The 13,515-nt window shown below is 71.8% G+C and carries 10 protein-coding genes and 1 pseudogene; 4 read left to right on the top strand and 7 right to left on the bottom strand.

Translation table 11 applies throughout. The features are described from left to right. The first annotated feature begins 139 nt into the window (after positions 1-139). Together EDD90_RS34920 and EDD90_RS34915 are read left to right on the top strand one after the other, a co-directional pair. Complete coding sequence (locus tag EDD90_RS34920) at positions 140-1,492, top strand: ATP-grasp domain-containing protein (RefSeq protein ID WP_123976860.1); 1,353 nt, start codon at positions 140-142, stop codon at positions 1,490-1,492. Then, on the top strand, positions 1,492-2,754 hold the full coding sequence (locus tag EDD90_RS34915; protein ID WP_123976859.1) for an FAD-dependent oxidoreductase: 1,263 nt from the start codon (positions 1,492-1,494) through the stop codon (positions 2,752-2,754). Before EDD90_RS34920 ends, EDD90_RS34915 begins: the two co-directional genes overlap by 1 nt. Positions 2,755-2,813: 59 nt before the next feature. On the opposite strand, the gene EDD90_RS58665 is transcribed toward EDD90_RS34915, so the two are convergent. The 3 genes from EDD90_RS58665 to EDD90_RS34900 all read right to left on the bottom strand — a co-directional run bounded on the left by EDD90_RS58665 (position 2,814) and on the right by EDD90_RS34900 (position 4,629). Next, positions 2,814-3,578 carry a chaplin gene (locus EDD90_RS58665; protein WP_123976858.1) on the bottom strand — a complete coding sequence of 255 codons (765 nt, stop codon included), beginning with the start codon at positions 3,576-3,578 and terminating at the stop codon, positions 2,814-2,816. 120 nt (positions 3,579-3,698) lie between these two features. Further along, positions 3,699-3,950: a chaplin gene (locus tag EDD90_RS34905; protein ID WP_123976857.1), complete on the bottom strand. Its 252-nt coding sequence runs from the start codon at positions 3,948-3,950 to the stop codon at positions 3,699-3,701. A gap of 265 nt (positions 3,951-4,215) precedes the next feature. Further along, the gene (locus tag EDD90_RS34900) at positions 4,216-4,629 is read right to left on the bottom strand and encodes a rodlin (RefSeq protein WP_123976856.1); all 414 of its coding nucleotides are present in this window, start codon (positions 4,627-4,629) and stop codon (positions 4,216-4,218) included. Between the two features lie 269 nt (positions 4,630-4,898). Here EDD90_RS34900 and EDD90_RS34895 point away from each other — a divergent pair, with 269 nt between their 5' ends. Together EDD90_RS34895 and EDD90_RS34890 are read left to right on the top strand one after the other, a co-directional pair. Next, positions 4,899-5,312, top strand: coding sequence for a rodlin (locus EDD90_RS34895; RefSeq protein ID WP_123976855.1), 414 nt, complete (start codon positions 4,899-4,901; stop codon positions 5,310-5,312). Between the two features lie 229 nt (positions 5,313-5,541). Continuing rightward, a complete protein-coding gene (locus tag EDD90_RS34890) occupies positions 5,542-5,952 on the top strand; it encodes a rodlin (RefSeq protein WP_123976854.1) in 411 nt (136 codons plus the stop codon). 62 nt (positions 5,953-6,014) lie between these two features. Here EDD90_RS34890 and EDD90_RS34885 read toward each other — a convergent pair whose 3' ends face one another. The 4 genes and pseudogenes from EDD90_RS34885 to EDD90_RS34865 form a co-directional block, all read right to left on the bottom strand. After that, positions 6,015-7,925, bottom strand: coding sequence for a long-chain fatty acid--CoA ligase (locus EDD90_RS34885; protein ID WP_123976853.1), 1,911 nt, complete (start codon positions 7,923-7,925; stop codon positions 6,015-6,017). Between the two features lie 140 nt (positions 7,926-8,065). Further along, positions 8,066-9,568: pseudogene (locus EDD90_RS59130) on the bottom strand (von Willebrand factor type A domain-containing protein). A gap of 157 nt (positions 9,569-9,725) precedes the next feature. Then, positions 9,726-10,589: an ABC transporter permease gene (locus EDD90_RS34870; RefSeq protein ID WP_123976852.1), complete on the bottom strand. Its 864-nt coding sequence runs from the start codon at positions 10,587-10,589 to the stop codon at positions 9,726-9,728. Then, positions 10,586-13,237 carry a CocE/NonD family hydrolase gene (locus tag EDD90_RS34865; RefSeq protein WP_123976851.1) on the bottom strand — a complete coding sequence of 884 codons (2,652 nt, stop codon included), beginning with the start codon at positions 13,235-13,237 and terminating at the stop codon, positions 10,586-10,588. The genes EDD90_RS34870 and EDD90_RS34865 overlap by 4 nt, the downstream gene beginning before the upstream one ends. Positions 13,238-13,515 lie beyond the last annotated feature (278 nt).

The following is a 13,515-nucleotide window of genomic DNA, read 5'->3' as shown; positions in this document are numbered from 1 at the left end:
GGCTGCTTTCGCACATTCACCGAGTATCTGCCGGTTACTGACACTCAGTCATATCAATATGAATTCCGCCAGTGCGATTGCGGCTTTCGGGTGCCCCGACCGCCCGCACGGGTGAACCGACGCAAAGGAAAAAAGGTCCGTGTCGCTGCTAGACATCCGGGTTCCCGCGGTTCTGCTGCGGATCGACCGGAATCCCTTTCACCACGGCACCTTGGGGGCCGTGCGCTCGCTCGGCAGAGCCGGCGTGGAGGTCCATGTGGTCGCCGACTCCACCGGAAGTCCGGTCCGCAGGTCCCGCTTCGTCAGGCAACTGCATCCACCGCCGGCGCCTGGCGCGTCGACCGCCGAGATCGCGGCCGTGCTGCAGGGCGTGGCGGCGCGGGTCGGCCGTCCGGCGGTGCTGATCCCGATGGACGACGCGAGCGCGATCGCCGTGGGCCGGCTCCGCGCGGACCTCGCCCCTGCCTATCTGCTTCCGCAGCAGCCCGGCACGCTGCCCGAACAGGTCGCCGACAAGGCGGAGTTGGCCGAGGTGTGCGCCGCGGTCGGGATCCCGCACCCGCAGACGCTCGTCCCGGACAGCGCCGAGCAGGCCGCCGGCGCCGCCTGGCGGCTGGGGCTTCCGGTGGTCGCCAAGTGGAGCCGGCCCTGGCTGGTGCCGGCCGGGTCCGGGCTGCGCAGCACGGTCGTGGTGCGCTCTGCGCGGGAGGCGCGGGAGCTGTTCCTGCGGGCCCAGGAGGCGGGCAGCAGGCTGCTGTTGCAGGAGTTCCTGCCGCCCGGCCCGGACCGGGACTGGTTCTTCCACGGCTACGCCGACCGCACCGGGGCGGTGCGCGCGGGCGGCCCCGGCCGCAAGCAGCGGGCCTGGCCGCGCGGGGCGGGCCTGACGGCGGTCGGCCTGTGGACGCCCAACCCGCAGGTCCAGGCGCTGGCCGAGCGGATCACCGGTGAGCTGGGCTTCCGGGGCATCTTCGACCTGGACTTCCGGCGCTGCGGTACCACAGGCCGGTACCACCTGCTCGACTTCAACCCGCGTCCGGGCGCCCAGTTCCGGCTGTTCGCCGACGGCGCGGGCCTGGACGTCGTACGCGCCCTGCATCTGGATCTGACCCAGCGTCCGCTGCCCGCCGGGGTGCCGCTGGCCGGGCGGGCGTTCGTGGTGGAGAACTACGCACCGCTGTGCGCGCTGCTGCCGGCCCCGCGCGGGCGGGAGCTGGCCTGGAGCGCGCCGGACGACCGGGGGCCGGGCCTCGCGATGTGGGCGCTGTGGTCCCGGCATGTGGCGGGCCGGCTGCTGGACCGGCTGAGCCACGCCGCGACCGCCCCGGCCCCGCCGCCGCGGTCCGCCGTGGTCCGCCAGGCCGGGGAACCGGCGGGAGAACGGACCACGGAACGGACCGCGGAGCCCGTCCTGACCGGCCTGGACGAGGAACTCTCCGGTCTGACCGACCGGTCCGAGATGTCCGACGACGAGAAAGCGAGCAGCTGCTGATGTACGACCTGCTGGTGGTGGGCGCGGGCCCGTACGGCCTGTCCATCGCGTCCCACGCCGCGGCGGCGGGCCTGAACGTGCGGGTCTTCGGCCGCCCGATGGCGTCCTGGCGCGACCACATGCCCCGCGGGATGTTCCTCAAGTCCGAGCCCTGGGCCTCCAACCTGTCCGATCCGGAGGGCCGTTGGGGGCTCGGCGCCTACTGTGCGAGCCGGGGCGTGGCGGCCGGGCACGGGCGGCCGATCCCACTGGACATGTTCAGCGAGTACGGCCTGTGGTTCGCCCGCAACGCCGCCCCGCCCGTCGACGAGCGCACGGTCACCCGGGTCGCGCCCCGCACCGGCGGCTTCGTGGCGACGACGGAGGACGGCGAGACCGTGCAGGGCCGGACCGTCGCCCTGGCCGTCGGTGTGCTGCCGTTCGTCGAGATCCCGGCCGCCCTGCGCGGCCTCTCCCCCGACCTGGTCTCGCACAGCAGCCACCACGCCGACCTGGACCGTTTCAAGGACCGGGACGTCACCGTGATCGGCGGCGGCCAGGCAGCCCTGGAGACGGCCGCGATCCTCGCCGAACAGGGCAGCCGGGTACGGGTGCTGGTGCGCGCGGACCGCCTGTACTGGAACGAGGTGCCACCGCCCTGGGAGCGGCCCTGGTGGCAGTCGGTCCGCTCCCCGCACAGCGGCCTCGGCCCCGGCTGGCGCAACTGGTTCTACTCCGAGCGGCCGGGCCTGTACCGGCGGCTCCCGGAGCCGACCCGGGCCCGGATCGCGGCCACGGCGCTCGGTCCGGCCGGTGCCTGGTGGGTCCGGGAGCGGGTGGAGTCCGGGGTGGAGGTACTGCTCGGCCGGGAGGTGACGGCGGCCCGTGCGACGGCGGGCGGGGTGCGCCTGGACACCGCGGGCCCGGGCGGCGGGCTGGGCACCCTGGAGACCGGACACGTCATCGCGGCCACGGGGTTCAAGGCGACCCGGGAGCGGCTCGGGCTGCTCACCGGCGAGGTGCGGTCGACGCTGGTGACGGGGGCCGACGGGGCGCCGGAGGTCGGCCGGGACTTCGAGTCGTCGTACCCCGGGCTGTTCCTGGCCGGTCTGATCACGGCCGCGGGTTTCGGCCCGGCGATGCGCTTCGTGCACGGCGCCACGTTCACCGCGGACACGCTGGTGCACGGGGTGCGGCGGCGGCTGCGCTCGGGCCCGGCCGGCTGGGGTGTGCCGGCGGGGCGCCGGGAGCCGGAGCCGGCTCCGGACGCGGTGCGCAGCTGACGGACGCCGGGTGCCGGACGATTGGGGCGCCCGGCACCCGGCGTCCGCCGGAACGCGGACTACGACCGACGGGTCGCGGCTCGGCCCCGTCGGTACAGGATCGTCCCGCCCGCGATCAGTACGGCGCTGGCGGCCGAGGTCACGAGCATGGCCTCCCTGTCGCTGCCGGTGTGCGGCAGGGTCGGCGGCGGCCCCGCGTGCTGCCCGCCACCGGGCGGCGGCGTGTGGCCGGGCGGGGTCTGGCTCGGCGGGGGCGAGCTCCGGACCGGCGGCGGTGACGTCGGGGGACGCGTGGTCGGCGGCGGCGACGTCGGCGGATGCGTGGCCCGCGGAGGGGACGTGTGCCCGGGCGGGGTGGAACTCGGGGGCGGAGTATCGGTGCAGGGGGGAGAGCTCTTGTCGCCGTACGGGGGCGGGGCCGTGTCCCCGTACGAGGGGGGCGTCCCGTGTCCGTGGTCCGAGTCGCCGTAGCCCGGGTTGTCATAGCCCGGGCCACCGTGACCCGAGTCGCCGTAGCCCGGGTTCTCGTGGTCTCCGTAGGGCATCTCGTGCGAGCGGCTGTCGGCATGCCGGTGCTCATGTGACTCGTTGGCACAGGAGTTGCCGAACGCCGGGTTCAACGCGGCGGCCGCGTCGACCGAGTTGCCGCAAATGTTGACCGGCACGTTCACCGGGGCCTGGACGTTGTTGCCGGACAGGACGCCCGGCGAGCCGCCGGTGGCGCCGGTCGCGTCCGCGTCGGCGAACGCGGGACTGCCGTACAGGGACAGAATGCTCGTCGCGGCGGCGGCCGCGAACATTCCCCTGCTGAGGGTCGGTCGCAATCTCGTTGTCTTCCTGCTTGAAGAAGGGGGAAGGCCGGCCTCGGAGCGCGGATGCGAAGGATCGACGGTCCGGGGCCGGCCGTGACACAGCCGGGAGGCTGCAGCGCTGCGCCGACTTCGTCAGTGGTTGACGCAGATGTTGCCGAACGCGGGGTTCAGCAGCCCCAGGGCATCGACGCTGTTGCCGCAGATGTTGATCGGCACGTGGATCGGGACCTGGATCAGGTTGCCGGAGAGAACACCCGGGGAACCGACGGCGGCGCCGTGCGCACCGGCGTCCGCGAAGGCGGGGACGGCACCGCCCAGGGCCAGGATCGCGCCGGTGACGACAGCTGCGGTCTTCTTCATAAACTGTCCCTTCTCTGCGGTCATGCCCGTGTGCCGGCCGAAACCGAGCGAGCACAGCATGGACGGCTCGCACCATGACCGGCAGGCTGTAGAACGAGGAATAGACGACGAAGGAAACTACGGAACGCGCACCTTCGGACAATTCACTCGAACGCTGTCCCAGAATTGACGATCCCGAGAGGAAACGCTTCTCCGGAAAGCCGTCGGACAGGGAAAAGGGAATTAAAGCGAAAACCGCTCGGGCGGCGCGTGAAAACGCACCGCCCGAGCGGATCTCACCGGACCGGGGTCACTGGTTGGCGACGCCGTTCGCAGACAGCACGGCGATGTCGTCCACCAAGTGCGACAGCGGCTCGTCGCCCTTGGCCTGGGTGGAGTTCTCGGCGCACTGCTGGTTCTGCGGCGCGGAGAGGATCGGCACGTCCTGCAGCACGCCGACGGGGACGGCACCGGCGACGGTCTGCACGTTGGCCTTGAGTGGGAGGCCGATACACAGCTTGTTCAGCGAGCCCCCGACCAGGGTGGCCTGCGGGCTCATGTTGCCCTTGGTCACCGCGTTGCCGAACGCCTCATGGGCGCCGTTACCGCTGGCGGAGGTGGTGCCGTGGTCGTTGCCGGTGGCAAGCGCCAGAGGGGCTGCCGCCGCCGACACACCTACGACGGACACGGCGACCGCCGCCGCGGCCATTGCCTTCTTCAGCATTTCGCTTTTCCTTTCCCGGCTTTGAGCCAAGACGGACGTTCCTGCCCGGCATCAACCGCCCACGTCCGGAATGGTTGCGGCACGGGCGCGGCACGTCACCCGATCGGACCGGCGGCCCGACCGGAATTCCCCGTGAACACTGGGCCGACGACGGAATCGGGGCGCGCCGGGCCTTGGGCCATTGGGGTGAAGGGGAGCAACCAACCGGATCGCGGGGAGTTGACCAGAGCGCTCCGGTGGACGGGGTGTCTTCAGAAGGGAATTGACAAGTGATCAAGAGGATTCTGACCTCCGCCGCTGTGGCAGCCTCCGTCGTCGGCGTCTCGGCAGCGACCGCCGCCCCGGCCCTGGCCACCGGCAACGACCACGGCACCACCTCGGCCAGTGGCAACGGCGCGTACCAGGCGTTCGGCAACTCCGCGACGTACGGCAACATGAGCCCCCAGATGGCGCTCATCCAGGGCTCGTTCAACAAGCCGTGCATCGGCCTCCCGGCGAAGCTGAACGTCCAGAGCGTCGCCGGTGTCGCCCCCATCGGCATCCTGCAGGACGTGCCGATCCTCTCCGCGCCGCAGAACCAGCAGTGCGTCGAGAACTCCACCCAGGCCAAGGGCGACGAGCCGCTGTCGCACATCCTGGACGACATCGCCGTGCTCGCGGCCAACGGCGTCAAGAACCGGTAGTCCAGATCCTCGCGGGCTTCTTTCGCGGACCCCTCGGCCGACGGGCCGCCGACTTCCCGGCGGCCCGTCGGCCTGTGTGGCGCCCGGCGCACCCGCCCCGGCGGAGCGTTTGTCGCTTGGTCGGACTGCGCTACGCCAATCGGGGCAAATCACGCAACCCAGTGCAAGATTTCACAGTTGACGATCACGCAGCTCCTCCCCGGAGTCCGCCTTTCGAAAGGGAACCAACATGAAGAAGCTGTGGGTAACCGCGGCCGTCGCCGCCACCGTCGCCGGCCTCGCCGTCACGGCCGCCCCCCAGGCCCTGGCCACGGGCAACGACCACGGCACCACGTCGGCCAGCGGCAACGGCGCCAAGTCGGAGTTCGGCAACTCGGCCACGTTCGGTGACATGAGCCCGCAGCTCTCGCTGGTCCAGGGCTCGCTGAACAAGCCGTGCATCGGCCTCCCGGCGAAGCTGAACATCCAGAGCGTCGCCGGTGCGGCCCCCATCGGCATCCTGCAGGACGTGCCGATCCTCTCCGCGCCGCAGAACCAGCAGTGCGTCGAGAACTCCACCCAGGCCAAGGGCGACGAGCCGCTGTCGCACATCCTGGACGACATCGCCGTGCTGTCGGCCAACGGCGCCCACAACAGCTGAGCGAGACGCTCCGCGGGCGGCGGGTCACCGGTTCTGCCGGTGGCCCGCCGCCGTTGTTTTGCTCACCTGCGGTACAGCGCCTCGATCTCGTCGGCGTACCGGGCCGTCACCGCATGCCGTTTGAGCTTCAGGGACGGGGTGAGCAGCCCGTTGTCCTCGGTGAACTCGCCCTCGACCAGGGCGAAGGAGCGGATCGACTCGGCACGGGAGACGGCCTCGTTGGTGTAGTCGACCGCCTTCTGGACCTCGGCCCGCATCCGGTCGTCGCGCACCAGCTCGGACAGCGGGGTGTCCGGTGGCAGCTTCCGTACGGACAGCCAGTGGGCGACCGCCTCCGGGTCGAGGGTGACCAGCGCGGCGACGAACGGCCGGTTGTCACCGACGACCAGGCACTGGCCGACGGGCGACCGGCTGCGCAGCCGGTCCTCCAGGACGGCCGGGGAGACGTTCTTGCCGCCCGAGGTGACCAGGATGTCCTTCTTGCGGCCGGTGATGGTGAGGTAGCCGTCCTCGTCCAGCGCCCCGAGGTCGCCGGTCGCGAACCAGCCGTCGTCCGCGAGGACTTCGGCGGTCGCGGCGGGGTTCTTCCAGTACGACCCGAAGACCACCGGCCCCCTGATCAGCACCTCGCCGTCGTCGGCGATGCGGACGGCCGTCCCGGGGACGGGCTGCCCGACCGTGCCGGGGCGCGGGGCCAGCGGCGGTACGACGGTGGCGGCCGCGGTCGTCTCGGTCAGGCCGTAGCCCTCGTAGACGACGATCCCGGCCGCCTGGAAGAACAGGTTGAGGTCGCGGTCGAGCGGCGAACCGCCGCTGATGGCGTACCGCATCCGGCCGCCGAGCTCCTTGCGGACCCGGCGGTAGACCAGCAGGTCGTACAGCGCCCAGGCCGCGTACAGACCGGGTCCGGGGCCCTTCCCCGTGCCGAGGAACTTGCCGAGATAGGCCTCGGCGAACCGCACCCCGATCCGCTCGGCCCGGTCGAAGGAGGCGGCGCGCCCGATCTTCTCGGCCGTCGCCCGCCCGGTGTCATGGATCTTCTCGAAGAGGTACGGCACCCCGACCAGGAACGTCGGCCGGAACTCCCGGAGCGCGGGCCGTAGTTCGTCCGGCTTCACGCTCGGGAAGTGGCCCATCTCGATCCGGCCCAGCAGACACGCGAGCTGGAGCGTGCGGCCCAGGATGTGGGCGAGCGGGAGGAACAGCAGGGTGGAGGCGGTCTGGCCGGTGACCGCCTGGAAGACGGGGTGCAGCAGCTCGACCGTGTTGGCCGCCTCGGCGTGCAGGTTGGCATGGGTGAGAACACAGCCCTTGGGGCGGCCGGTGGTACCGGAGGTGTAGCAGACCGTGGCCGTGGAGTCGGGGGTGAGGGTGCCACGGCGCTTGGTCACCTCGTCGTCCGGGGTGTCCCGGCCGAGGGTGGTCAGGTCGGTGACCGCGCCTGCGTCCAGCTCCCAGATGCGCGGGGGTTCGGGGTGGGCGGCGGTGCCGGTGGTGACGGTGGCGGTGTTCTCCGGGGTCTCGGTGACGACGTGCCGGGCGCCGGAGTCCCTGACGATCCACTCCACCTGCTCGGCGGAGGAGGTGGGGTAGATCGGGACGGTCACCCCGCCGGCCGCCCAGATGGCGAAGTCGAGGACGGTCCACTCGTAGCGGGTGCGGGACATGACGGCGACGCGGTCGCCTGCGGCGAGGCCGGCGCCGATGAGGCCCTTGGCGACGGAGGTCACCTGGTCGGCGAAGTCGGCTGCGGTGACGGTGCCCTCGCTGCGCCGGAAGGCCGTGGCGTCGGGAGCCTCGGCCGCGTTGGTGTAGGGGAGGTCGGCGAGGGAGCCGGTGGTGAGGGGCGGGGCGAGGCGCTCCCGGTGCACCTCGCGTACGACACCGTCCGCGTCCTTGGTGACTTCGACCTTGCCTCGGTCGGCCAGGTCGGTACGTCGTCTTGCCCGCTTGAGGTCCTTGCGTACGCCCATGGGGCGTCAACTTACTCATAAGTAAGGGTTGGTCAATGGCTCTCGCCGTAGGGATTGCGGCCGTCTGCCGGGTGCGGGTGCGTCGTGGCTGGTCGCGCAGTTCCTCCCCCAGCCTTCGGCCGGGGGCACCCCCAGCGCCCCTATCGGGGCGCTGCCTCCCGAATGGCTGTCGCCAGGTCGGCTACGTCCTTGTCCTCAGTCACCTTTGCGAGGGTCGCTGCGCGCGACTGGAGCTTGGTCAGACTCGGCGCTCCCGGGATGTCGTAGTCGCCCCCCCGCCAGCGCGTCCGCGAAGTATGCCGCCACCGCCGTCACTTGGAAGCGTGGGGACGCCGTCCAGACCGAGCCGTGCAGGGAGCCCGTTTCCATGGCGCCCGTGTTCTCGTGCGGGGTGCGGGTGTCGGGGTCCAGCCAGCGGACCGTGGCCGTCGCCAGGTGGCCGTCCGTGCCGGGGTTGGTGCGCACGGCGTAGAGGGCGGTGACCGTGTGGCCGGGGCCGACCTCGCCACCGTCGACCCGGTCGTTGCGGAAGTCCTCGTCGGCGACCTTGCGGTCCTGGTAGCCGATGAGGTGGAACTCGGCGACCGTGTGCGGGTCGAAGGCCACCTGCGCCTTGGCGTCGCGGGCCACCAGGTCGATGTTCTGCGGGAGTTGGCGGCAGAAGACGTCGGCGGCGGTCGCGGTGTCGGCGACGTACACCGTGTGGCCGTCACCCTTGTCGGCCAGGCGTTCCATCAGCGCGTCGCCGTAGTCGCTGCCCACTCCCACGCCGAACAGGGTGATGCCGTACTCGCGGCGGTCGCCGTCGATGCGTTCGAGGATGGCGTCCGGGTCGGTCTCGCCGTCGTTGGCGAGGCCGTCGGAGATCAGGACGACACGGTTGGTGGCGTTCTTGCGCAGGCCCTGGACGGCGGTGGCGTAGCCGGTCGCGACGCCCTCGAGGTTGGAGCTGCTCGCCTGGGAGCTTATGCGAGGTTGATTTAACTCGATCGTGTGATGGTGGGCTCGCGGACAGCAGTACTCTGCAGGTGCCGGGATAGCGTAAGCGGCGCGATCTGGGACACCGGGTGCGGCGTCGGCGTGCGGGGCCCCTGCTCCACCAGAGTGATGATTCAGGGCCTCCCCGTCGCCTCTGGCCCACCCAACTGGCCAGGTCGTGAGGGAACTGGCCTCCCGGGATCGGACCACGCACTGGATGCGTGTCGCCGCCCCGGGGACGAGAACGCCAGGGACCAGTGCGCTCAAGACCGTTCGGGGCGTGCCAGTGAAGGGACTCGCTCCCGCTCACTGCCAAGGAACGGTGCGGTAGTCCTGGCGGAAGCTGTTGCAAACCCCTCGGCGCGGATGGCCGGGGGGCCAGAGCGTCCGCCGTCGTCGAAGGTGCGGCGGCCGTAGCCGCAGGAGGCGCTCTCGACGTCAAGGGCGAAGGTGGAGAGGTCGTCGTCGGAGGAAGGGGCGGAGGGGGTGGCTTCGGGGGCTTCGTTGCGCTGGGCCTGGGAGGGTGCGGGGGGGGCCGGGAGGCCGGTGTAGTTCGGGCCGTTGTACTCGTCGTCGGCGCCGCAGCCTGCCAGGAGCAGGGCGCCTGTGGTGGTGAGGGCGAGGAGTGCCCTGCACGTGCCTCGTCGGGTCCGGTGCCGTTCCATCGCATGTGCCCCCTGTGCCGGTCGGAGTCGGCTTCCTGACTTTCTGCCGACTCTGACGGCACGGGGGGCTGGAACGTGCGCCCCGATGCGTTGCGGATGAATCTCGAAGCGGCCACGGACCAGGGGCGTCGAGGCCGGAGGGAGATCGTCCGGTGACCTAGGAAACCACGTCCTTGCGGGCGAAACCCCGGAAGGCCAGGGCGAACAGCACCAGGGCGTACGTTATGGAAATCGCGGTGCCCTGGATCATGCCGGACCACTCGGGATGCGGCTGTACCGCGTCCGCCCAGGCGAACTGCCAGTGCGCGGGCAGGAAGTCGCGCCAGTGGCCGAGGGCCGTCACCGCGTCCAGGACGTTGCCGACGATGGTCAGGCCGACCGCGCCGCCGACCGCGCCGAGGGGTGCGTCGGTCTTCGTGGAGAGCCAGAACGCGAGGCCCGCGGTGACCAGTTGGGACAGGAAGATGTACGTCACGACGACGGCCAGGCGCTGGGTCGCCGTGCCGGTGTCGAGCGCGCCGCCGGTCGGGATCTGGAGCGGGCCCCAGCCGTAGGCGGCCGTGCCGACGGCCAGGGCGATCAGCGGCAGCAGGATCATCGCGGCCAGGCTGAGGCCGAGCGCGACGACCAGCTTGGACCACAGCAGGCGGGCCCGGGGCACGGGTGCCGCCAGCAGGTAGCGCAGCGAGGACCAGTTGGCCTCCGAGGCCACGGTGTCCCCGCAGAACAGGGCGACGGGGATGACCAGCAGGAAGCCCGCCGACACGAACAGGTTCACCGCGGCGAAGTTGGCGCCGGACGCGGTGGCCGTGTCCAGGAGGGTGACCTGGCCGTTCCGTTCGCCCGGCTGGCCGCCGATCGCGAACGCGATCAGCAGGACGAACGGCAGTGCGGCCAGGATCCCGCCCATCAGCAGGGTGCGGCGGCGTTTGAGCTGGCGGACCAGTTCGACGCGCAGCGGCAGGGTGCGGCCCGCCCGGTAACCGGAGGCGACCGCGGCCCCCTCGGTGAGCGTGCTCATGCGGAACCTCCGATCAGGGTCAGGAAGGCGTCTTCCAGACGGCGGTGGGGGCCCACCGACGCCACGGGTACGTCGAGCCGTACCAGTTCGGCGACCAGGCGTGGTGCGCTGCCGCCGGGATCGAGGCGGACGAGCAGTCCGTCGTCCGTACTGGTCACGGAGGCGACGCCGGGCAGCGCGGCGACCTTCTCCACGACCGGCTCCTCCACGGGTGTCTCCGTGCCGACGAGGAGGGTGTCGCCGGAGCCGACGATCTGGCCGACGGGGCCGGCCTGTATCAGCCGGCCGTGGTCCATCACCACGAGGTGGGTGCAGGACTGTTCGACCTCGGCCAGGAGATGGCTGGAGACGATCACCGTGCGGCCGGCGGCCGCGTAGCGGATCATCACCTCGCGCATCTCGCGGATCTGCGGCGGGTCGAGGCCGTTGGTCGGTTCGTCGAGGATGAGCAGGTCCGGCAGGCCGAGCATGGCCTGGGCGATGGCGAGGCGCTGCCGCATGCCCTGCGAGTACGTGCGGACCGCGCGGGCCAGCGCGTCCCCGAGGCCGGCGATCTCCAGGGCCTCCTCGATGTGGGAGTCCTCCGTCGGGCGGCCGGTCGCCGCCCAGTACAGCTCCAGGTTCTCCCGGCCGGACAGGTGCGGCAGGAAGCCCGCGCCCTCCACGAAGGCACCGACCCGGGAGAGGACGGGCGCGCCCGGGCGGATGGCGTGGCCGAAGACCCGGATCTCGCCGTCGTCCGGTGTGATCAGGCCCATCAGCATGCGGAGTGTGGTGGTCTTGCCCGCGCCGTTGGGGCCGAGAAGGCCGAGGACCTGGCCCTGCTCGACGCGGAAGGACAGCTCCCGGACCGCGTACCGGTCCGTCGAGCCCGCGTAGCGCTTGCTCAGGTCCGTTATCTGGAGGGGGACCTCGGCCAGCTCCGGGGCGGGGGCCGGGCCGGCGGTACGGCGGCGGCCGGTGAGCAGCAGGGCCAGCGCGGCGACCGCACCGGCCAGCGGCAGCCACCACACCCAGGAGGGCAGGGCGGCGGCGGCCGTGTCCACGCCGGGTGCCGTCGGCACGCTCAGGGCGCCCTTGAGGGAGACCGTGTAGGTCGCCGGGGCGGCCGGGGAGGCGTAGCCGAGGTCGGTGGAGGCGAGGACCAGACGGAGGCGGTGGCCCTTCTGGACCTCGTGGTCGATGGCCGGGAGGGTGATCGTGACGTCCTTGCCGGCCTTGGCTCCCTCGATGCGGATCGGGGCGACCAGCTGGGAGGGCAGCACCTGTTGGGTGCCGTCCGGGCCGACGTCGTACACCTTGCCGAAGAGGACGACGTCGTCACTGGTCGAGGTGATGTGGACGGTGGCGGTGGGTGCGCCGGTGATCTGCAGGTTGTCGGTGACGGGGGCCGAGTCGAAGCGGGCGTACTGGCCGGGGAAGTCCAGGGAGACGCCGATGCCGAGGGAGGAGAGCTGGGAGAGGCCGGCTGCGGCGCCGAGGCCGGGCAGGGCGGAGACGCCGGGCGGCGAGGCGCCGGCCGGGTTCTCGACGTGCTGGGTGCCGCCCTTGAGGGCGATGGACTTCCGGTCGTTCTCCAGCCCGGGGTAGCTGTCCGCGTCGGCGCCCCGCAACTGGGCGGCGCCGTCGGTGGAGTCGACGCCTCCGGTGCGGGTGATCCGGAACGCCGGGCCGGTGCCGGCGGCCTTGTCGCCCTTCAGGTAGCGGTCGAACCAGGAGGTCACCCGGCCCTCGACACGGCTGGTCTCCAGGTCGCCGCCGTCGTGGCCGCCGGCGATCCAGTCGACGTCGACGGGGGCGCCGTTGGCCTTGATCGCCTTCGCGGCCGCGTCGGACTGGGAGAGCGTGAAGAGGGAGTCTGTCTGACCCTGGAAGAGGAGGGTCGGCACCTTGATGCGGGTGCCGACGGCCGACGGTGACCGCTCTTCGAGGAGCTCGACCGCGGCTGCGTCCGGTTTGCCCGACTCGGCGACCCGGTCGTACATCGCGCACAGTGCCGGGTCGAACTTCGCGCAGCCGCCGCCGGTGTTGAAGAAGATCCCGGCCCACAGCTTCTTGAAGACGCCGTTCGGGAACAGGGCGTCCGCGAGGTTCCAGTAGGTGATCGACGGGGCGATCGCGTCGACCCGGCTGTCGTAGGCGGCGGCGAGGAGCGAGATGGCACCGCCGTACGAGCCGCCCGCCATGCCGACGCGCGGGTCACCGGTCTTGTCCAGCTGCACCTGCGGCTGCTTCGCGAGCCAGTCGATGAGCCGGGAGACGTCGGCGACCTCGCCCTTCGGGTCGTTGAGGCCGATCTTCCCGGTGGACTTCCCGAAGCCGCGCGCGGACCAGGTGAGGACCGCGTAGCCGTCGCGGGCGAGGTCCTCGGCCTCCGTGCGCATGTCGTCCTTGCTGCCGCCGAAGCCGTGGGCGAGGAGGACCGCGGGGCGCCGGCCGGTGCCGGGCGTGGTGAAGAACGAGGTGTCCAGACGTACCCCGTCCACCGCCATGACCTTGTCGGTGCGGTGGACGGCCGGTGCGTCGTCGGAGGCGGCGACGGCCGTCCAGGTACCGGCACCGGCGAGCACGACGACGGCGGCCGCGGCGGCCAGAAGCCGCCGCGGCCGCCCGAGCAACCCTCGCAGGCCGGGGGGTCGAAGATCCATGCTTCAACGGTACGGTGCGGGACCGACGTCCGATGCCGACGGAGGGGTGAACCCCGGCCCATCCCTCGGGAGTACGGAGGTGTCACCACATACTTCGAGCGCGGTACAACGAACCGCCCTCAAAACACCGCCGCCCCCAGAACACCGCCGGTCCCGCAGAACACCGTCGGCCCCAGAACACTGCCGGTCCCCCGATTCCCGCCGCGGCGGCGATCAGCCAGGACGGCGGATTACGGCGGTGCCGAACCGGGTCGTGGGCACCTGCGGGCCGGTGGGGG

Source organism: Streptomyces sp. Ag109_O5-1 (assembly GCF_003814875.1).
GTDB lineage: Bacteria > Actinomycetota > Actinomycetes > Streptomycetales > Streptomycetaceae > Streptomyces > Streptomyces sasae.
Note: the sequence above shows the minus strand (reverse complement) of the source record. Positions and strands in the feature narration are given on the sequence as shown.